This is a genomic window from Marinomonas shanghaiensis (assembly GCF_003259175.1).
Classification (GTDB): domain Bacteria; phylum Pseudomonadota; class Gammaproteobacteria; order Pseudomonadales; family Marinomonadaceae; genus Marinomonas; species Marinomonas shanghaiensis.
Map to the genome: position 1 here is coordinate 13,516 of NZ_QGOK01000011.1, position 19,767 is coordinate 33,282.

The 19,767-nt window shown below is 42.7% G+C and carries 22 protein-coding genes; 19 read left to right on the forward strand and 3 right to left on the reverse strand.

From position 1 onward, the window contains the following. Positions 1 to 26: 26 nt before the first annotated feature. Positions 27 to 359, forward strand: a complete 333-nt coding sequence (locus DKT73_RS09730) for a thioredoxin family protein (protein ID WP_111638369.1) — start codon at positions 27 to 29, stop codon at positions 357 to 359. Between the two features lie 10 nt (positions 360 to 369). On the opposite strand, the gene DKT73_RS09735 is transcribed toward DKT73_RS09730, so the two are convergent. Beyond that, complete coding sequence (locus tag DKT73_RS09735; RefSeq protein WP_111638370.1) at positions 370 to 636, reverse strand: hypothetical protein; 267 nt, start codon at positions 634 to 636, stop codon at positions 370 to 372. Between the two features lie 134 nt (positions 637 to 770). Between DKT73_RS09735 and DKT73_RS09740 the strand changes: the two genes are divergently transcribed. Then, a complete protein-coding gene (locus DKT73_RS09740) occupies positions 771 to 1,751 on the forward strand; it encodes an N-acetylmuramoyl-L-alanine amidase-like domain-containing protein (protein WP_111638486.1) in 981 nt (326 codons plus the stop codon). Here the strand turns inward: DKT73_RS09740 and DKT73_RS09745 are convergent. Further along, positions 1,745 to 2,161 (reverse strand): DUF2721 domain-containing protein, encoded by a 417-nt coding sequence (locus DKT73_RS09745; RefSeq protein ID WP_111638371.1) that lies wholly within the window; start codon positions 2,159 to 2,161, stop codon positions 1,745 to 1,747. The genes DKT73_RS09740 and DKT73_RS09745 overlap by 7 nt on opposite strands. A 215-nt stretch (positions 2,162 to 2,376) precedes the next feature. Between DKT73_RS09745 and DKT73_RS09750 the strand changes: the two genes are divergently transcribed. The 16 genes from DKT73_RS09750 (at position 2,377) to DKT73_RS09820 (ending at position 17,726) form a co-directional block, all read left to right on the forward strand. Continuing rightward, on the forward strand, positions 2,377 to 3,654 hold the full coding sequence (locus tag DKT73_RS09750) for a polyamine export protein PaeA (RefSeq protein WP_111638372.1): 1,278 nt from the start codon (positions 2,377 to 2,379) through the stop codon (positions 3,652 to 3,654). Positions 3,655 to 3,692: 38 nt separating this feature from the next. Continuing rightward, positions 3,693 to 4,289: a glutathione S-transferase N-terminal domain-containing protein gene (locus tag DKT73_RS09755; protein ID WP_111638373.1), complete on the forward strand. Its 597-nt coding sequence runs from the start codon at positions 3,693 to 3,695 to the stop codon at positions 4,287 to 4,289. 202 nt (positions 4,290 to 4,491) lie between these two features. Next, the gene (locus DKT73_RS20035) at positions 4,492 to 4,632 is read left to right on the forward strand and encodes a hypothetical protein (protein ID WP_157959168.1); all 141 of its coding nucleotides are present in this window, start codon (positions 4,492 to 4,494) and stop codon (positions 4,630 to 4,632) included. A gap of 335 nt (positions 4,633 to 4,967) precedes the next feature. Beyond that, positions 4,968 to 5,273 (forward strand): DUF883 C-terminal domain-containing protein, encoded by a 306-nt coding sequence (locus DKT73_RS09760; protein ID WP_111638374.1) that lies wholly within the window; start codon positions 4,968 to 4,970, stop codon positions 5,271 to 5,273. A 17-nt stretch (positions 5,274 to 5,290) separates the two neighbouring features. Next, positions 5,291 to 5,668, forward strand: coding sequence for a hypothetical protein (locus DKT73_RS09765; RefSeq protein WP_111638375.1), 378 nt, complete (start codon positions 5,291 to 5,293; stop codon positions 5,666 to 5,668). 3 nt (positions 5,669 to 5,671) lie between these two features. Continuing rightward, entirely contained in the window at positions 5,672 to 6,010 is a 339-nt protein-coding gene (locus DKT73_RS09770; RefSeq protein WP_111638376.1) for a hypothetical protein, read from the forward strand. A gap of 220 nt (positions 6,011 to 6,230) precedes the next feature. Continuing rightward, positions 6,231 to 7,814, forward strand: coding sequence for an ABC-F family ATPase (locus DKT73_RS09775; RefSeq protein WP_111638377.1), 1,584 nt, complete (start codon positions 6,231 to 6,233; stop codon positions 7,812 to 7,814). Positions 7,815 to 7,940: 126 nt separating this feature from the next. Further along, a complete protein-coding gene (locus tag DKT73_RS09780; RefSeq protein ID WP_111638378.1) occupies positions 7,941 to 8,333 on the forward strand; it encodes an MmcQ/YjbR family DNA-binding protein in 393 nt (130 codons plus the stop codon). 153 nt (positions 8,334 to 8,486) lie between these two features. After that, a complete protein-coding gene (locus DKT73_RS09785) occupies positions 8,487 to 10,391 on the forward strand; it encodes a PhoX family protein (RefSeq protein WP_332871645.1) in 1,905 nt (634 codons plus the stop codon). A gap of 245 nt (positions 10,392 to 10,636) precedes the next feature. Then, positions 10,637 to 13,048, forward strand: a complete 2,412-nt coding sequence (locus tag DKT73_RS09790) for a putative bifunctional diguanylate cyclase/phosphodiesterase (protein ID WP_111638380.1) — start codon at positions 10,637 to 10,639, stop codon at positions 13,046 to 13,048. A 125-nt stretch (positions 13,049 to 13,173) separates the two neighbouring features. Next, a complete protein-coding gene (locus DKT73_RS09795) occupies positions 13,174 to 13,587 on the forward strand; it encodes a VOC family protein (protein WP_111638381.1) in 414 nt (137 codons plus the stop codon). Continuing rightward, positions 13,584 to 14,519, forward strand: coding sequence for a 2-hydroxyacid dehydrogenase (locus DKT73_RS09800; RefSeq protein ID WP_111638382.1), 936 nt, complete (start codon positions 13,584 to 13,586; stop codon positions 14,517 to 14,519). The genes DKT73_RS09795 and DKT73_RS09800 overlap by 4 nt, the downstream gene beginning before the upstream one ends. Positions 14,520 to 14,557: 38 nt before the next feature. Beyond that, positions 14,558 to 14,908 (forward strand): 5-carboxymethyl-2-hydroxymuconate Delta-isomerase, encoded by a 351-nt coding sequence (locus DKT73_RS09805; RefSeq protein ID WP_111638383.1) that lies wholly within the window; start codon positions 14,558 to 14,560, stop codon positions 14,906 to 14,908. Between the two features lie 39 nt (positions 14,909 to 14,947). Then, positions 14,948 to 15,937 (forward strand): phospholipase A, encoded by a 990-nt coding sequence (locus tag DKT73_RS09810; RefSeq protein ID WP_111638384.1) that lies wholly within the window; start codon positions 14,948 to 14,950, stop codon positions 15,935 to 15,937. A 179-nt stretch (positions 15,938 to 16,116) separates the two neighbouring features. After that, on the forward strand, positions 16,117 to 16,632 hold the full coding sequence (locus DKT73_RS09815) for a phosphatase PAP2 family protein (protein ID WP_111638487.1): 516 nt from the start codon (positions 16,117 to 16,119) through the stop codon (positions 16,630 to 16,632). Next, positions 16,629 to 17,726 carry an MJ1255/VC2487 family glycosyltransferase gene (locus tag DKT73_RS09820; RefSeq protein WP_111638385.1) on the forward strand — a complete coding sequence of 366 codons (1,098 nt, stop codon included), beginning with the start codon at positions 16,629 to 16,631 and terminating at the stop codon, positions 17,724 to 17,726. Before DKT73_RS09815 ends, DKT73_RS09820 begins: the two co-directional genes overlap by 4 nt. Before the next feature lie 64 nt (positions 17,727 to 17,790). On the opposite strand, the gene DKT73_RS09825 is transcribed toward DKT73_RS09820, so the two are convergent. Continuing rightward, on the reverse strand, positions 17,791 to 18,717 hold the full coding sequence (locus DKT73_RS09825) for a dienelactone hydrolase family protein (RefSeq protein WP_111638386.1): 927 nt from the start codon (positions 18,715 to 18,717) through the stop codon (positions 17,791 to 17,793). Between the two features lie 294 nt (positions 18,718 to 19,011). On the opposite strand from DKT73_RS09825, the gene folM reads away from it, so the two are divergent. Then, positions 19,012 to 19,722, forward strand: coding sequence for a dihydromonapterin reductase (gene folM / locus DKT73_RS09830; protein ID WP_332871646.1), 711 nt, complete (start codon positions 19,012 to 19,014; stop codon positions 19,720 to 19,722). Positions 19,723 to 19,767: the final 45 nt, after the last annotated feature.

The following is a 19,767-nucleotide window of genomic DNA, read 5'->3' on the forward strand; positions in this document are numbered from 1 at the left end:
TCAAATACTAAAAAGAGGATTTTTGGATGCAAGCAATGACAATCGGTTTTAACTCTGAATACTCGGAAGAGGCCCCCAGTCTTGAAGACATTCATGCTCTAGAGGGACGGGCTTTATTGGAGTTTGGTGCGCCTTGGTGTGGGCATTGCCAGGCAGCTCGCGATGCTGTGGAAAGCAGTATCAAAACAGACTCAAAAATCGTTCATATCAAGGTGTTTGATGGTAAAGGTAAACGACTTGGGCGACAGTTTGGTGTTAAGCTTTGGCCAACATTGATTTTATTGCAGGATGGTCAAGAGATTAGGCGCATTGTGCGCTTTACCTCAAATGAGGAAGTGCGTGAATTAATGGCGCTTTGACGTATAAAGGTTAAACCGTGATGTCAATCAGTCGGCCAATGGTTTTATCAGACGCATTTATGACGTTTGCATTGGCTTTGGCTTCTAGTTCGCTGCTTTTCGCTTCAATTAGACCATCTTGAATGGCCGAGCCGTATCTGGTGTTAGTCTGTGTGTTATTTTGGCCAAGCGTTTGGGTAGACGCACTGGCGACCTTTTGACTGGCTTGGTCTAGTCTGTCTTGGCTACGCTGCAGACCCTGCTGACCATACGGGAATGAGGTGTTGTTGATTTGCATAAAACGGCCTTCTAACAATATTGCTTTTGTTTTACATAACGCAGACACATAGTAGCATACGAAGAGAACATTTTTTAATCAGCGTTTGTTTTTTTATGTTTCTGTTTGATATTCGTCGTTATTGGGAAGTTTCTATGAAACATCATGTAGGAAGAGTGTTTGTTGCTACTAGCGTGCTTTGTTATTGCCTATTGTCAACCGCAGCGCAAACAGAGGTCGACAATAGGTCACCAGTGAATGCCGTTGATGCCGCGAATAGAGCGCTTTTTTATCAGGCTATAGATCATTATTCTGTTCAGCGAGACGTGTTTAATGCCTCGTCTTATGCTGAAAAAATGCTTGTTTTGAGTCAGGTGTTTTTAGGGGCTGAATATGTTGGTGGTAGCGTTGGCGAAGGACCTCTTAGCAAATATGACAAGGATCCTCTTGTTCGTTTTGATGTGTTTGACTGCACCACCTATGTTGAAACACTGTTGGCAGGCGTTATGTCGACATCTTCCGCTGAGTTTGAAGCCAACCTAATAGCACTGCGTTATCAGGATGGAAACGTTTCTTTTGTGTCACGTAATCATTTTCCCAGTTTAGACTGGTTTCATAACAACCAAGATAAACTACAGGATATAACGCCAGATGTGGCGGGAGGTACGGCTCAAGTAGCGCAAACTCTTATTGATAAAGCCGCTTGGTATCAGCACCTTAGCGGTGATGTGTTAGGGTGCGATGCGACGACTTCTAACGATTGCCAAAGGCTGTTAGGGCAATTAAAAGAAGAGGGCCGTGATTTTACACCAGAGCCCGCTTATTTGCCCTATGTGCCCTTAACCGCGTTGTTTACAGGTACTGAAAGAGCGGTCAATCAGGCTTTACTTGATCGTATTCCATCAGGCAGTGTCATCAGTATGGTGCGGCCCGATTGGCCATTAAAGCAGTGGATTGGCACCAATATGAATGTTTCTCATCAGGGGATCGTTATTCGAAAAGATGGCGTGCTCTATCTTCGTCATGCCAGTTTGACCTACAAAAAAGTCATTGATGAAAGCTTCGTCGACTATTTTTCTCAATATTCTCCTGAGTCGTCTTTAAAAGGCTTTAACGTACAGATACTTCGTTATTGAGAGGGCTTCTTACCATTTTTGGATTTCACATTGGCACTGAAATACCGCAAGTGTAACTCTAATGCATCACAAGAAATGGTGATCTCTCGAACGGATAAATACAGGGAGTACATTAGGCACACTAAGCTGGCACCGAAGATATAGCTTCCCGCCTGTTGATATTCTAGATAAATCGCCATCATGGATAAGACACAAAGAAAAAAACTGATCACTCCCGCTTCCTGCATACGACGTATCAAATAAATGCGTTTGCGCAGGTTGGCAATCTGTTCTTTGATATTTTCGTCTTCTAATTTAGGGTCAAAATTACGGATGATGGAAGCCAGAGTGACAAATCGGTTGGTGTAAGCCAAAAGCAGTAAAGAGACGGCGGGGAACAGCATGGCGGGCGTTGTTAAGGTGATAATCATAATGCTTCTCAGATAAGTTAAAAAAGGATTTGGTGTTTGTATTCTACGACGCTCTCTTAGCATTTAGTATTGCTCGCTCCCCTTCTGAAAGTATAGAAAATAAGCGTTGTATCGACAGAATGAGCTTCTATAATGCTGGTTATATTGCGTTGGAATGTTATCGCGTCTCAATGTGAGTCTAGACCCTACCTTACCTGGTAACAAGAGAGATAAAAATGAGTGATATGTTAAGTATTGGCTTGCTGATTATAGCCAGTGCCTTGTTTGCTATGTCTGAGATTAGCATGGCCGCCGCGAGAAAAATAAAATTGAGAGTACTGGCGGAGGAGGGCAGCATAAAAGCTCAAGCCGTGATGAAACTGCAGCAGAAGCCGGGTGCATTTTTTGCAATGATTCAGATTGCTTTAAATGCGATTGCTATTTTAGGCGGTATTATTGGTGAGCAAGCATTAACACCTTATATCAAGCAATTTGTCGGCTTACTTTATTCTGGACCTCTGCTTGATCAGATTAGTTTTGTTGTCTCGTTTTTGTGTTTAACCTCTCTCTTTATTTTATTTGCGGATTTATTACCGAAACGTTTGGCGATTATCATGCCCGAAGCGGTCGCTATTCGAATGGTGACACCCATGTTATGGGTGACGTTTATACTTACGCCGGTCGTTTTTCTATTTAACGGTTTGACCAATACTATGCTGCGTATTTTTAACGTGCCGATTGATCGTGATGAGGTTGTAACAACAGAGGATATTGTTGCCATGATGGACGCGGGCGCTGAGGACGGCAGTCTACAGCGACAAGAATATCAATTGATTGGTAATGTGTTTGAATTAGAAACACGCAGTATTTCCAGTACGATGACGCCAAGGGACCAAATTATTTATTTTGATATTGATGATAGCAGTGAAGAGATTAGCCAGAAAATTATCGAACATCCTCATAATGATTTTCTAGTGTGCGATGGAAGCTTGGATAAAATTCACGGTATTATTGAATCAAAAGAAATTTTACGTTTGGTATTAAAAGGCGAACCTGCGCACATTAAACCAGAAAAAATTGACAAAGATGTCTTTTATTTACCTGAAACACTGACTCTGTCCGAAGCACTCAATGCTTTTAAAGTCGCGCCACAAGCTTTTGCTGTAATTGTAAATGAATATGCAACCATAGTAGGGATTGTGACAGTAAAAGATTTGTTAGGCGGTTTTATGGGGGGATTACTAACCCCTCATGATGAAGAGCAAATCGTACAGCGTGATGCGAATTCTTGGCTAATAGAGGGACTTACTCCTATTAATGATGTGATGCGCAGTTTGGGAATTGAAGAGTTTCCTGATCGGACGCAGTATGAGACGTTAGGGGGCTTTATTACCTATAGTCTTAAACGTTTGCCAAAACGTACTGATTTTTTTGTCCATGAAGGTTATAAATTTGAGGTGTTGGATTTGGAAGGCGTTAGGGTGGAGCAACTCTTGGTCACCAAGCTGAAGTAAATGGTATCTTTGTCTAATCAATAGTGAGGTAAGGATTTATGCAATTAGTGGTAGGTACTTTATCCACTTGGTCTCTACGTGCTCGAATATGTGGGGCATTAGCAAATATTCCGTTAGACCTTGTACCGATAGATCTAAGTAAAATGGGTCATACAACGGAAGTGCGAAAATATTCTCCGACAGGACTGATGCCAGCTTTGTTGGTGGACGGTTTTATCGTACATGACTCTTTAGCAATTGCAGAGTATTTTAATGAATGCTCCAATGGCGCTTTGTATCCAAAAGCTCAATCAGAAAGAGCACAAGCTAGAAGTTTATGCATGGAAATGCATTCAGGCTTCACGGCTCTGCGTAGCCAATGCCCGTTTACGTTAGCAAGTGTGGCACCATTAGAACATTTGACTGATTCCTTGAAAAAAGAAGTCGAACGCATTGAGGTGATTTTTACTCAAGCCAAAGGGCCATTTATGTTTGAACAAGCTGGAGCTGTAGACGCTTTTTTCTCAATTTTGGCGTTTCGTTTGAATGCCTATGGTGTTGTTTTGGGTGGTAAAGCAGGAGAATATCAGCGCAGTTTGTTGGAGTGGCCTTTATTAAAAAATGCAGTGTCAGAGGCTCGTCAATGGGCTGTTTGACATAATTTAAACGTGTTCAAATTGTGTCCTTTCTTCGATAAAACGATCCGCTTTTTTATGTTATAGCCACTATACGTCAAGAAAGAGGATGGTTATTTGTGTAATGGGGAAAGAGACTTTCTTTAGAGGTTGCTGACGTATCCTTTCGTTTTTCAGTGCTAGCATGATATTTCCAACATCATCAAAGATAAGGAAAACTAAAATGTCTCGCTTAATTAAAAAATTAATGAATGTTCAAATGTTTAATAAGCAAGCTGCTCCCGTTGCAGAGGTTGAAACTGGGAGCAATTCTGATATGGACGAATGGAAAGGCTGGGACGCATGGGTGGATATTAAAAAATAACGCTTTTATGGGTCATCGTTTAAACATTTATTAAAGATGCAATAAGCCAAAAGGGGTTATTATGGCTCAATCCTAAAAGGGCAGGAATAAAGCTAAGCTTTATTTTTGTCCTTTTTCATTTGTAGACTGTTGTACGTGTTTTATTGTGAGTATAACGGCTTTTTATTGCGGAAATTCTTTAAAGAAGACTCATAAAAAAAGGAAAGAATATGCGTTTCGCTGGGTAAATTTGACCATTCTAAACGAACCACGTAGGGTTAAAAGGGTGATGTACGTTTTTTGTCGCTATATTGGCGTTGAAAAGTTAATTTTAATTCGAGTAAGGAGAATGAAGAATGGCTACAACAACCAAAAGCACGACCCAATCAAAGGCCCATGAAAAAGTAGATAGTGTTGCCGAAGCGGCCCACAAAGGGGTGGACAGTGCAGCCGAAATGAAAGAACAGAGCCAAGAGCGTATTGAAGAAGTGGCTCAGCAAATCAGTGAACAAGCCCATAAAATTGCAGACACTGCGAAAAATCAATCGGAAAAAATCTCTTCAGCCGTAGGCGAATATGCCAAAGAACACCCTGTTAAAACCATTGGTATCGCCTTTCTAGCGGGTGCCTTAGCCGCAAGTTTCCTTTGCAAACGTAAATAAGCTGAGGAAAACCATCCATGGAAACACCACCGCACGGTGCTTCAGAGCAAGAACAATCTGATTTTGATGAGGTTATTAACACTCATAAAAGTTGGCTGAAGAGCGTATTAGGGCTGGGGGCTTTAGAGGCGAAATTGTGGGTTGCATCCAGTGCTCAGCTTCTTGCCTTAATGTGCGGTGTGATTTTTTTATTACTGACCACTTGGTTGTTATTGATAGCGACCATTGCCGTTGTGGCGTGGAGTTATGGTTTTTCCCTTGTTGGTATTTTGTCTACCGCCACGTTAGCGACTTTTTTCAGCTCTTTTGCGCTGCTTTACTGGGTGAAACGAACGCTAAAAAACATGAACTTTGCTCGTACTTTAGATGCAGTTATTCCAACGGATGAGGATTAGTCTATGTTTGGCATTAAGCGAATGAATCAACAACGAGATCGTTTATATATGCGCACTCAGCTATTGGAGAAGCGTGCTAAACAATCCCGTGAAAAGGCGGTTGATAACCTATTAGATAAAGCCACAAGCCCATCAGGTTTACTCGCGAGTTTTGTTTTGGGAGCAACGACACAGCTTGATATAACAAGAAAGGCGAGAAAAAATTTGCTTAATGGCGCTAGCCGAGATGTATTGAGTTTCTTAATGTCGCAAGTTTCTGCTTATATGGCCGTCAGTGCAGAACAAAATGAGACTTCTGCTGCAAATACAGTCTCCGAGCCAGACGAACCGCCTTCTAAATAGTGAAGAGAATTCAACTCACGCCATCCACTCAACCAATAATCCAAATGATAACCAGATATAAATTTGGTCTATCTACGAATTTGTTCAAAAAAACGGCACTTATTTCTCGACTTTAGTGCTCTAAATCTCTATATTCGCCCATCTTTGTGTTTGTCTTTTGACCCTGATTTTGGGGTCTATATGAACGTTTTTCTTATCTCTTTGTTTAGGGCTTTTTCCTTTGATCTCCACGGCTAATATCACCATGCAATTTGGCGCAACGCCATTGTTTGAAAACATCTCTGCAAAATTCGGTAACGGTAATCGTTATGGCTTAATTGGCGCAAATGGTTGCGGCAAGTCTACTTTCATGAAAATTCTCAGTGGGGCACTGACACCAACATCAGGCAATGTGTCTATCACACCGGGTGAAAAAGTGGGCACTTTGAGTCAAGATCAGTTTGCGTTCGAAGAGTATACGGTGGTTGATGCCGTTATTATGGGGGATGTAGCGCTGTGGAAAGTCAAACAAGAGCGTGATGCGATTTATTCTAAGCCTGAAATGAGCGAAGAAGATGGCATGCGTGCCGGTGAATTAGAAGCAGAATTCGCTGAAATGGATGGCTACAGTGCCGAAAGTCGTGCGGGTGACATTTTGTTGGAAGCCGGTATCGCTGAAGAGTTTCATTTTGGCTTGATGAGCCAAGTGGCACCTGGCTGGAAACTGCGTGTTTTGTTAGCGCAAGCCTTGTTTGCTAATCCCGATATCTTGTTATTAGATGAGCCGACGAACAACTTGGATATCCATACCATTAATTGGTTGGCCGGTGTGTTGAATCAACGTAAATGCACCATGATTATCATTTCTCACGACCGTCACTTCTTGAATTCTGTCTGCACTCATATGGCCGACATTGACTTTGGTGAGTTGCGTATTTATCCAGGGAACTATGAATACTTCATGGAAGCCTCGTCATTGATTCGCGAACAGCTATTAACAGAGAATGCGAAGAAAAGTGCCGAAATGGATGATCTGCAGGCCTTCGTGAATCGTTTTTCTGCAAACGCATCGAAAGCCAAGCAAGCCAGTTCTCGTGCTAAGAAGCTGGAAAAAATTGAATTAGCGGAAGTGAAGCAATCTAGCCGAATGACGCCGTCGTTGACCTTTAAGCAAGATAAGAAACTTCATCGTCATGCATTGATTCTAGAAGACCTTGGGCATGGCTACGATGAGTTGTTGTTTTCTGGCGGCAATATGATCTTAGAGGCGGGTTCGCGATTGGCGATTATCGGTGAAAATGGTGCCGGTAAAACGACTTTTTTACGTTGTTTGATGAGAGAGCTGGATGCCAAACAGGGTGAGGTCAAATGGGCTGAAAACGCGGTGATTGGTTACTGTCCGCAAGACAGTACGGAAGATTTCGATTGCGATTTAACCTTGTTTGACTGGATGTCTAAGTGGCGTACGGCCAAGCATGATGATTTAAAAGTGCGCGCTATGTTGGGACGTTTGCTGTTTACCGCGGATGACTTCAATAAAAAAGTACGCGTCTGTTCAGGTGGAGAGAAAAACCGTTTGTTGTTTGGTAAGTTGATGATGATGGACTTAAACGTCTTGGTCATGGATGAGCCAACAAACCATATGGACATGGAGGCTATTGAAGCGTTAAACAATGCGTTGCTCGACTTTGATGGTACCTTGATTTTTGTCAGCCACGATAGGGCGTTTGTGTCGTCGTTGGCGAACCGAGTGATCGAAATTAAAGGACGAAAGGTCATTGATTTCCAAGGTACATATGATGAGTATCTAGCTCACCAAGGTTGATTTTGTTTAGACGTTGTTCTCGTCTTGCCTACACATAATACCTATTTAAAGCCGCTTTCTGGATGTCAGTAAGCGGTTTTTTTGTTTTATACTGGTGATTGTTTAGAACCTTGAAAGGGCGCTATTTTGAACTCAACCATACATAAAAAGTATCTGCTTGCGAAACCCGAGGCCGAAGAATATTTCCCATTTGATGACCACACTGCAGTATACAAAGTGCAAGGGAAGATGTTTGCCTTGCTGATCAAGAAACAAGGTCAGTGGTTGCTCAATCTAAAATGCTCGCCAGATCATGCTATTGAGCTGCGCGATATTTTTCCTGAGGTTATTCCTGCATATCATATGAACAAACGCCATTGGAATTCCATCGTATTGGATGGGAATTTACCCATTGGAGAAATTCAGCGGCAGATTGATCATTCTTATGCTTTGGTCGTGAAAGGCTTAAAAAAATCCATCAGAGAGGGTTTAGAGGTGCGCCATGGAGCAGATGTTTTGTACTGTCAACGCCCTATTTAACCGGCAGAAGGCTAAGCTGTTAAAACGACTTTATCATCATAATGTCGTTTAACTGTCATCCTAATGTCATGTTTTGTTTATAGATTAAGGATAACTTCTCTTGCAGGGGAGAAGGCTTTTTTTGTGTCAATCTATTAGACAATATAGGGCAGTATGATGATTATTGAACAGAAGCAGAATTTGAGTTTTGATGAATTAGATGAGTTAGTGCGTCCAGCACCTGAAGTGGTTGAGTTTGAAGAAGTCGCTCATAAAATGGTGTCTCGCCGTGGTTTCCTAAGCGGTGGTGCTGCAGTCGGCGCAAGTGCATTTGTGATGGGATCCACAACACTGGCCGCAGGCAAAGCGTTTGCTGCAGCGGATTCTGCAGAGTCTCGCTTAGCATTCAGTATGGTGAAAGCCAACACACTTGATACCATTACCGTACCTGAAGGTTATAAGTGGGAAGTGGTGGCGTCTTGGGGAGATCCATTGTTCAGTAATGCGCCAGCATTTGACCCAGCGACAGGTGGTACAGGCGCTTCTCAAGAATTGGCTTTTGGTGATCACAACGATGGCATGGCTTTCTTTTCGAAAGATGGTAAACAGATTCTAGCCATCAATAACGAATACACGAATGAAAAAACATTGCATGCCAATCGCACCGACGGTATGCCAATCAATGCTGACGATGTGCGTAAAAACAAAGCCGCTCATGGTGTCTCTATCATTGAAGTGGATCAGCGTGGCGGAAAGTGGGGGATTGTTCAAGATTCGCCTTATAACCGTCGTATTACTGCTGACACGGAAATGGATATCACTGGCCCTGCTCGTGGTCATAAATGGATGCAAACTTCTGCGGATCCTAAAGGTGTTGTGGCGAAAGGTACTTGGAATAACTGTGGTAATGGCCAGACACCATGGGGCACTTATCTAACTTGTGAAGAAAATTTCAATGGCTACTTCACAGCAAGCAAAGATTTTAAAATGCCTGATGATTACAAACGTTATGGCGTCAGTACCGAAGGACGTTATGATTGGGCATTAGCCGATGATCGTTTTAATCTAGATAAAGAGCCGAATGAGCCGAATCGTTTTGGCTACGTGGTGGAAATTGATCCTTTAGATCCAACTTCTCGTCCTAAAAAGCGCACAGCTCTTGGTCGTTTTAAGCATGAAAATGCAGAGTTAGCCATTGCTGGAAATGGTCATGTTGTCGTCTACCTTGGTGATGATGAGCGTGGCGAGTTTTTGTACCGTTTTGTGTCCAAACACAAATATTTAGCGGGTGGTAACAATCGCGATCTGTTGGAAGAAGGCACTCTTTATGCGGCCAAATTTCATGATAACAATCGTGGTGAGTGGATTGCATTGACACCAAAATCTACTGGCATGACGGAAGCGGAAATTGCGATTCACACTCGTATGGCGGCCTCTAAAGTGGGTGCTACGACGATGGATCGTCCAGAATGGGTCGCTTCTCATCCCCATAAGGTAGAAGTCTATTGTGCATTAACCAACAATTCTAACCGTGGAGTGAAACCCAATGCGGGTGGCGATGAGACACCTGCTACTGGACCCAACCCACGCGTTAAAAATAATTTTGGTCAGATCGTACGTTGGATGCCAATGAACGAAGATCATACCAGTGCCGAATTTAAATGGGATTTATTTGTGTTAGCAGGTAACCCAGCGGTTTACAGTGATGCCAATGCGGGTTCTAAAAATATTAACCAAGACAACATGTTTAACTCACCAGATGGTTTGAAGTTTGATTCCAAAGGTTTGTTATGGATTCAAACTGACGGTAACTATTCCAATGAAAAGGATTTCCAAGGTCAAGGGAATAACCAGATGTTGGTTGGCGACCCTGAAACGGGCGAGATTCGTCGTTTCTTAGTGGGACCAAAGGAATGTGAAATCACTGGTCTTGCGTGGAATGCAAATAAAACAGCCATGTTTATCAGTGTTCAACATCCTGGTGAAGATGGCAATTCGCATTGGCCAAATGGCGGACAATCGGTTCCTCGTTCCAGTGTGGTTGCTATTTCCCGTGAAGATGGCGCTGTGATTGGCTAGTCTTTTTCAGTGACGCACTGAGACATTGCTCTTTTATAAAAAAACCAGTATGTGAACGCATACTGGTTTTTTTATTTATTTGTAAGAAATCGTGATTCACGTCAGACAGTGAATAAATTTTTCTTATACCCTGCTTTTTCGTTAGGAATAATTGGCCAATCTTGGTAATGTGCATACTAAGTGCAAGTGTCTTCGTATGGTTGTTATGTGGTGGTCATGACGCATAGAAAGCTAAGTGAGTCATAATGGGTGTTGTTCTTTCTAGATCATTATTTATCAAGCAGGCTATTTTAACGTTAGCCTTGGCTGTTGTTCTGAGTTTAGCCAGTAGTACCATTCAATTTTTTGAAGGGGTTCGGTACCAAAAAGAACAGATTGACCAGAACTTTGATGAGTTACTTGCTGTGGTTGAAAAACCGTTGGCTGAGGCCATCTTTCGCTTAGACACGGCCTTTGCGCAACAACAGATTAATAGTTTGCTGTCAACGCCTTCTATTGCGCATGTGGAGGTTCGAGATGAATTGGGTGAGCTGTTTGTTGGCGCCACTGCAAAGGAACGTAATTTTTCCATTTCTCATTCATTAGCAGATTATTTTTTATCCGATTTGCAGGTCTATGACCGTAGCTTGCGTTTAGAGAAGCCTGTATTTCAAGCAGGTCATTTAATTGTCTTGCCGGAAAAGCGCTATTTGCTTGATAAAATACTCAAAGAACACTTTTCCAGTTTAACGTACAACTTATTTAAAGATCTGCTGCTTGCTTCTCTGATTTCTTTAGTTTTTTACTTCTTGGTGACTCACCCTCTAATGCGTTTGACCGAGTCGTTAACGGCCCTTGAGCACAATCATTCACTACCACTATCGAGAGCATTTTATCGTCACCATAGATCAGATGAACTAGGTCATTTACAAGCGACTTTCTCACGTTTATGGAATAAATTGAGCGCGGCATTAAGCGATTTAGAGCGAAGTAATAGCCATACCAAGGCGATGATAGAGCATGCCGCTGATGGTATTTTGTTATTGGATGAAAATAATAATATTACCTTGGTTAATACGGCCGCAGAATACATGTTGAAGAGAAAAGAAAAGGATCTTCATTCTGCGTCATTAGAAAGTTTACACGTTCCGTCCTCTTGGCAGCCTTTTCTACAGACGTTAAATTCGCTACAAATCAACGAGCCTCTTACGGTCGAAACCCTTTATCGAATACAACATATTGAATTGCCGGTAGAGATACGCTTAGCCAAGTATACAATACAAAACAAGGTGGAAACCTTACTGCTTATCCGCGATGTGTCTGAGCGTAAAGAAACAGAAGCACACATCCATCATCTTGCTTACTATGATCCTGTCACGAATTTACCAAATCGTCAGTATTTGGCGGATAAACTCCATGAGGCAATTCAGCGTCATCCGCAACGCCTAAGCTATTCTGCTGTGGTTTTTATGGATCTTGATCGATTCAAAACAATCAATGATTCTTTAGGGCACAATGTTGGTGATCAGTTGCTCCGTTGTGTGGCTGCACAACTGGCTTTTCTGGTAGAAGATAATATGGTCTTTTCACGGATGGGGGGCGATGAATTTGCTTTTTTACTCACTCATGTCGGTAATGATAAAGAGCAGGTAGAAAAAGCCATAAACGGTTTTGCTGATAGTGTGATGTATGCGTGCCAGCAGGTTAAAAAAGCGGGCCATCATGAGGTGCATATTACCGCCAGTCTTGGTGCGACTATTTTTGACGGTAATGAAGGCTCTGCTGAAGTGATTTTAAAGCAAGCGGATACGGCGCTTTATCGAGCAAAAGAATCGGGCCGTAATACCTTCGCTTTGTACAAGTCTGAAATGCAGGCTGTTTCGGATGCGCGTCTTGAAATGGAGAAAGCGCTCCATCATGCCACAGAATTTAAGCTGTTTAATTTGTATTACCAGCCTCAAACGAACGATAAAAATGAGCTCATCGGTGCTGAAGCTTTGATTCGTTGGAAGGATGAGAAAAAAGGTTTTATTTCTCCTGCTGAGTTTATTCCTGTGGCTGAAGAAATAGGGCTCATTGTGGAAATCGGTCATTGGGTGCTGAATGAAGCACTGTCTCAAGTCGCGGCTTGGTTGAAAGAGGGTAAATGGCAGTTATCGTGGCGAATGTCGATTAATGTGAGTCCAATACAGTTTCAGCAAGTGGGTTTCTTACCGATGTTAAAAGCCCAGCTAGAAAAACACGATGTGCCTGCCAGCTGTGTGGATCTTGAGATTACCGAGAACATGCTACTGAACGATTTGTCGTCTTGTTTGGAGAAAATGAACGCGATCAAGGCGCTTGGCGTTCATCTTTCGATTGATGATTTTGGTACCGGCTACTCTTCTCTTAAGTACCTAAAATCTTTGCCCATTGATCGATTAAAAATAGACCAATCCTTTGTGCGTGATTTGCTAACGGATAAAAGTGATGAGGCCATTGTTCACGCGGTGATTGCCATGGCAAAAGCACTCAATATCAGTGTTCTTGCTGAAGGCGTGGAAACCTTGCCTCATTACGATAGGCTACGTGAGATTCATTGCTTTTTCTATCAAGGGTACTATTTTGGCCATCCTTTGCCGCCAAGCGAATTTATTGCGGCATTTGTTCCTGATTTGCCCAAATTTCCTCTATCATGACAATGGCAAGAGAGAGGCATTTTTCGTCTTAATGCTAAATATATTAAGCGGCAGCTACGCTTCGTGTTTACTTTTGCTCAGTGTGCTGTATTTTCTAACCTCATATTTTGTTGTTAGGAGTGCCTATGTCTGCTTTGTTTCATTACGCTTACCATGTTACATCATTAGAAGAAACGCGCATCTTTTATACACAAGTGTTAGGTTGTCTCGAAGGGCGTAGTACAGAGACCTGGGTTGATTTTGACTTTCATGGGCATCAATTATCTCTTCATCTTGGTGAGCCTAGCCCGACGACCAATACGGGGAAAGTAGGAAACCATCTTGTTCCTATGCCGCATTTTGGGTTGATTTTACCCTTGGATGAATGGCAAAAGCTGGCGACACGTTTAACTGAGGCGAATGTAGCATTTGATCTGGCTCCGAGTGTTCGTTTTGAGGGGCAGCCCGGTGAGCAATGGACGCTGTTTTTTAAAGACCCAAGTGGTAATGCTATTGAGTTGAAAGGCTTTAAAGACTTGGCTCAGGTATACGAGAAATGATTCCATTTGTCAGTCGTGTTGGTCCATCTGAGCAGGCAGTCTGGATTAAACAACTTTCAGCGGCGATGCCGGATGAGATTATTCTGCCGTTTTCAGCATTAACCTTAGAGCAACGGCTGCAGTGTGACGTGGCGATTGTGGCTAATCCGAGTCCGGAAGATCTGATGGCGTTGCCAGCCTTAAAGTGGGTTCATAGTGTGTGGGCTGGTGTTGAGCGCATGATCAATGAGCTTGAATCTCCAACGTTTTCTATTGTGCGTTTGGTCGATGCTAATTTAGCCAATACCATGTCGGAAGCCGTGTTAGCTTGGACGCTCTTTTTGCATCGTGATATGCCGGCCTATGCTAAGCAACAGGCAGATCAGCTTTGGTGTCCACGTCCTATGGTGCAAGCTCAAGATCGTCGGATTGGCGTGCTTGGATTAGGTGCGCTGGGGCGAGTAAGTGCTCAACGTTTGGTTAACAATGGTTTTTCAGTAGCAGGTTGGAGTCGCAGTGAAAAGCACATAGAAGGCATTCAATGTTTTCATGGTAAGGATGGCTTGACTGCTTTATTACGCCAGAGTGACATACTGGTTTGTCTTCTGCCTCTGACGTCGGAAACAAGAAATCTACTGAATCAACAAAATTTGTCTTACTTGCCTAATGGGGCGAGTCTGATCAATTTTGCTCGGGGCGCTATTGTTGACGATCATGCCTTGCTTGCTCAGCTTGATCAAAAGCATTTGTCTCATGCGGTTTTGGATGTTTTTATGCAAGAACCATTGTCTACTGGACATGCTTACTGGTCGCACAAATCCGTTACTGTTTTACCACATATTTCAGCCCCTACGCATCCAGTCAGTGCTAGTCAGATAGTGGCTTCCAATATTCATCATTACCGTTTAACTGGTCTTACTCCCACCGTGGTGGACCCAATACGTGGATATTAGTTTGCAGGGTGTTAAAATAAGTCCAAATAGGAGCCTTTATGCCACATTGTATTCTTGAGTACAGTCAAAATTTAGAACAAGAAGTCCCCCCCGTTGATTTACTTGAAGCGGTGAAAGCTGCCTGTATCGCATCGTCACTTTTTACCGCTGAAGACATTAAATTGCGCAGTTTTCCATACAAGAGTTTTTTGACCGCAGGGCAGGAGGATGCCTTCATTCATGTCATATTGAGAATGCTGTCTGGTCGGACGTTGGAACAACGCAAACAACTTTCTCACTTAGTTCTTGAAGCGTTAACACAATTTTCATTAAAAGATGTTAGTTTCTCCGTGGAAGTGTGCGAAATGGAACGCGATACCTATGCCAAAAAGGTCGTTCTGTCCCAATAACGATAGCGGGTCTGATCGCTAAAAAAGGTTTTAAATATAATGAAAGCCATTGTGTGCTCAATGATGCTTCTGCCGAGTTTGTTGTGGGCTCAAGTTGAATCCCAGCCCTCGGACGATACCTTCTCTCTTCCGTCCAACGACAGTGTTTCTGAGGTATTGTCGGAAGAAGAGGTGCCTTATTCTCCGGAAGAACCGGCTGTACCAGAATCTATTTCACAGCGCGCAATAAAAGCGAATGGTCTTTTTCAGCAGCGAGAGAATAGAGAAACAGCCACACTGAACAATCCGTTTGTCTTAACGCCCCACAGGCCCAATTATTTTTTGCCTTTTGCCTACACGTCCAACCCCAATGATCGCTCTTTTTTGGGGGATGAAACAGATGAAAGCCTGGAGAGCGTGGAGTTTAAGTTTCAGCTGAGTGTGAAATTTCCAGTCGTGTATGATGTGGTGGGCCGCAATACGAGTTTGTGGTTTGCCTATACTCAACAAGCTTATTGGCAAGCCTACAATAGCCATATTTCAGCGCCTTTTCGCGATACTAATCATGAACCTGAAGTGTTTATTGTTACCAAACCAAAACATGGTCTTTTAGGTGTTAAGCCGAGTTATATTACGTACGGTTTTAATCATCAGTCGAATGGTCAGTCCGGTGATCTTTCTCGTTCTTGGAACCGTTTTTATGTGGATTTCTTATTTGAAACGGCGGATACCGCCTTTTCTATTAAGCCTTGGTATCGAATCCCGGAAAGCGAAGACATTGATGATAATCCCAATATAGAAAACTACTATGGTTACGGTGAGCTTAATATCATACATGTGATTGATGATTACAGTATTGATGTTATGTTGAGAAACAACCTTAAGTCCTCTGATAACAGAGGAGCATTACAGGTTGGTTTTACTTTTCCTTTGTGGGGTAAATCCAGAGGTTATATTCAATACTTTAATGGATATGGACAATCGTTACTGGATTACAACCATCAAACCCAATCGATTGGCGTGGGGATCATGTTAACGAATTGGTTGTAGTGTTTTCGTTACTGATAGTGATGAAGGCAATCGTGATGAAAGATACCTCGCTTTGACGGGGTATTTTTTTATCTACGGGAGGCCAACGCGCGCTGTCACGAAGTTGTCATCTCAGTGTCACAGAAAGGACATTTTACTGGTCTATGTTGAAAGTAAGACAAACCAGTGAGGTGATGAATATGAATATCCTTCAAAACATCCACGCATTTGATGTGCAGACTTTTTATTGGTGTATGGCGCGAAAGCATAGAGCCAAGTTAACGAGCATTGGGCGGGCTATTTCGTTTTCGGCAGACGGCCCTTTGTATGGCTTAGGTGCTTTATGGTTATGGTGGCTTGGGTATGAAACCTTAGTGGCCGTTTTAGTGTTTGGTTTCGTGCTTGAGCGTGGGGTCTATTTCGTTTTAAAACGAGGGTTTAAGCGTAATCGTCCTGCCGACGCATTGGATAATTTCAGCAGTTTTATTATTCCGTCAGACCAATTTTCATTTCCTTCAGGCCATACCTCTGGCGCATTTTTTATCGCTTTCTGTCTAAGTGAATGGTTTCCTAGTGTAAACATGATGTTGTATTTTTGGGCGGCAAATGTGGGCTTGTCTCGTATTTTTCTGGGGGTGCATTTTCCAACGGATACGGTTATTGGCGCTTTATTGGGCAGTGCTTGTGCCGCATTGGCGATAGGAGTATTGGTGTGAAGATACTGTATGGTGTACAGGGAACAGGAAACGGACACATTACTCGGGCGAGAGCCATGGCGGTGGAAATGCAGGCCGCTGGACTTGAGGTGGATTTTGTTTTTTCTGGTCGCGCACCAGAAGACTATTTTGATATGAGTGTATTTGGTAATTATCGAACCTTTGAGGGATTAAGTTTTGTGGCGCGTAATGGTCAACTAGATTTAGTAGCGACCTACCGTAAAGCGAATTTTATTCGTTTATATAAGGATATTCGGGCGTTGAATACCCATGGATATGACTTGGTGATTACAGACTTTGAGCCTATTGTGGCTTGGGCGGCGAAACGTCAAGGCGTACCTTGCATTGGGTTTGGGCATCAATATGCCTTTAAATACGATATTCCACGCTATAAAAAGAATGTGATTGCGCAGTGGATTATGTCAAATTTTGCCCCCGCAGCAACACAATTAGGGGCGCATTGGCACCATTTTGGTCATCCTATTTTGCCTCCTTTGATTCATGGCCAAACTTTGGTCAATTCAGCCAATGCTAATCAGGTTCTTGTTTATTTGCCCTTCGAAAATAGCGAGGCCGTGCTGGAGTGGCTTGAAGGCGTACCAGCTTATCAATTTCGTTTACATTGTAAGGATATCGATCCAGGCGTGTACGGCAATGTTGAAGTCTTTGGATTTAGTCGTGATGTCTTTCAACGGAATTTAAGTGAATGTGAGTCTGTACTCTGTAATGCTGGATTTGAGTTAAATTCAGAGGCTTTACAGTTAGGCCGTCGTATTTTAGCAAAACCGTTAAAGGGACAGATAGAGCAGCATTCTAATGCAATTGCCTTGGATTTATTGGGCTTAGCTAAGACCTGTGATGTTTTGAATTCAGCCACGATTCAAGATTGGTTAGAAACAAGTCGAGTGGTGCAAATTTCCTATCCTAATGTTGCCAAAGCTGTGGTGGCTTGGTTGCAATCTAATGATGATTCCAACGTTATGGATTTATGTGAATCGTTATGGGAGCAGACTCCCAACGTACGAGGAATTAACTTCCAGTACGATAAAGACGCACCGCTTTGGGATGTCAATAAGGTTACTGCCTGTCATTAATACCAGGCAGTAACACTTTCTTAAACACTTAGCTTCATGATTGGACTAATGAAACGGTCCGTCGTTAAGCTCGTAAGGTTTTGTCAAAAAAGCTAACAGTACGTTGCCATGCCAGTTCAGCATTTTTTTCATCATAGCGAGCGGTGGAATCGTTATGAAAACCATGGTTTGTTTTAGGGTAGATGTACGCAGTGTAGTCTACCTTGTTGGCCTTTAATGCTTTTTCATAATCGGGCCAAGTGTCATTGACGCGTTGATCTATTTCGGCAAAGTGGATTTGCAAAGAGGCTTTGATTTTCTCTATATTGGCTTTGGCTGGGGTGCCGTAATAGGGGGCTCCTGCTTGAATTGTATCGGGCATTGCTGCCGCCAAGGTGTTGGTTAAATAACCGCCATAACAGAACCCGACCATGCCGACTTTACCTGTACTGAATGCGTGTTGTTGCAGCAGTGTCGCAGCGTCCATAAAATCCCCTTCGATTTTGTTCCCATCAAGGCTTTTTTGCATTTCGCGGCCAGCATCGTCATTACCCGGATAGCCACCCAGAGGAAAGAGTGCATCAGGCGCAAACGCGATGAACCCCGCCTTTGCTAGGCGTCTAGCAACGTCTTCAATGTAAGGGTTGAGGCCGCGATTTTCATGTGCAACTAACACGGTAGGAGCTTTATTATCAGCATTTACATTTTTTGGAATCACTAGGTAACCACGCCCTTTGCCATGCCCATTGGGTGTATCAAATTCAAGGTAACTGGCGATGATATCGGGATCGTTAAAAGAGACTTGTTCTGCAAGTGCATAGTTAGGGGTTAGCGCGCCTGCAACCACGGATAGGGTGAGTCCCGCGATACTTAATGTGCCTAGGCGAGATAAAAAAGTACGTCTGTCTATATCACCATGAGCGTACTCGTCATACCAGTCGAATGCTTCTTGAGGAATATTACTACTTGATAAATGTTTAGAGGGTGTCTTTTTTGTTGATAATGATGTCATTGCAATGTCTTCCTTTATGTTATTGATGAAACTAAGCAGAACATGGTTAGAGACCACTGCTGAGCTATAATATAAGCATAGACAGGGAACGATGTCTCTTTTGAAAGGTAACAACCAAACATGGTTCAATAGACATACGTACAAAAAAAAGTATCGGATGAGATAATTGATCTTTTTTTTAAAGGTATGCGTATATAAATCTAGCAGAAATACAGTTCAGTACTTAGAAAATAGTATTTATCAATCTTCTTAATGAAGATAACTCAGTAGGAACGGACACTTATGGTGCGTAAAATGCCAATTATTATTACAGGTGGAGGGCAACGCCTGGGTTTAGCTTGTGCAAAGGCATTAGTTGCACAGGGGTATGACGTCGTTATTACTTATCGAAAAACACGCGAAGATATTGCTGCTTTAGAGGAACAAGGAATAACGTGTCTTCAAGCTGACTTTTCAACGTCAACGGGTGTTGATACGTTTATTGCGACAATTAAAAGTCGTTATTCAGCATTAGGCGGCATCATTCATAATGCGTCTGAATGGGCGGCGGAGGAAGGTTGTGCCGATACAGGGTTATTAATGGAAAAAATGTGGCAAGTGCATGTATTTGCGCCTTATCGTATAAATCTCGCCTTTGAAGCATTATTATGTGCAGGTTCTGAGCAGGATGGGCAAGCGGACATCATTCATATGACAGATTATGTGGTCGAAAAAGGCAGTGATAAACATATTGCCTATGCGGCAAGTAAAGCGGGTTTAGCCAATCTAACCAGCTCTTTTGCTAAACGCTTTGCCCCCAAGGTAAAAGTGAATGCGATTGCACCGTCATTGTTGATGTTTAACGAAAGCGATGATGATGAATACCGTAATAAAGCATTGAATAAGTCGCTGCTACGCAAAGCGCCAGGAGAACAAGAAGGCGTAATGGCTGTGCAGTACATATTAGGCAGTCGCTATATGACAGGTCGAACCTTGTCACTTGATGGGGGCCGTCATTTGGTTTAACCAACTAAATAGCCTCTTTTTTGAACGCCTCCATGTCATGAGACA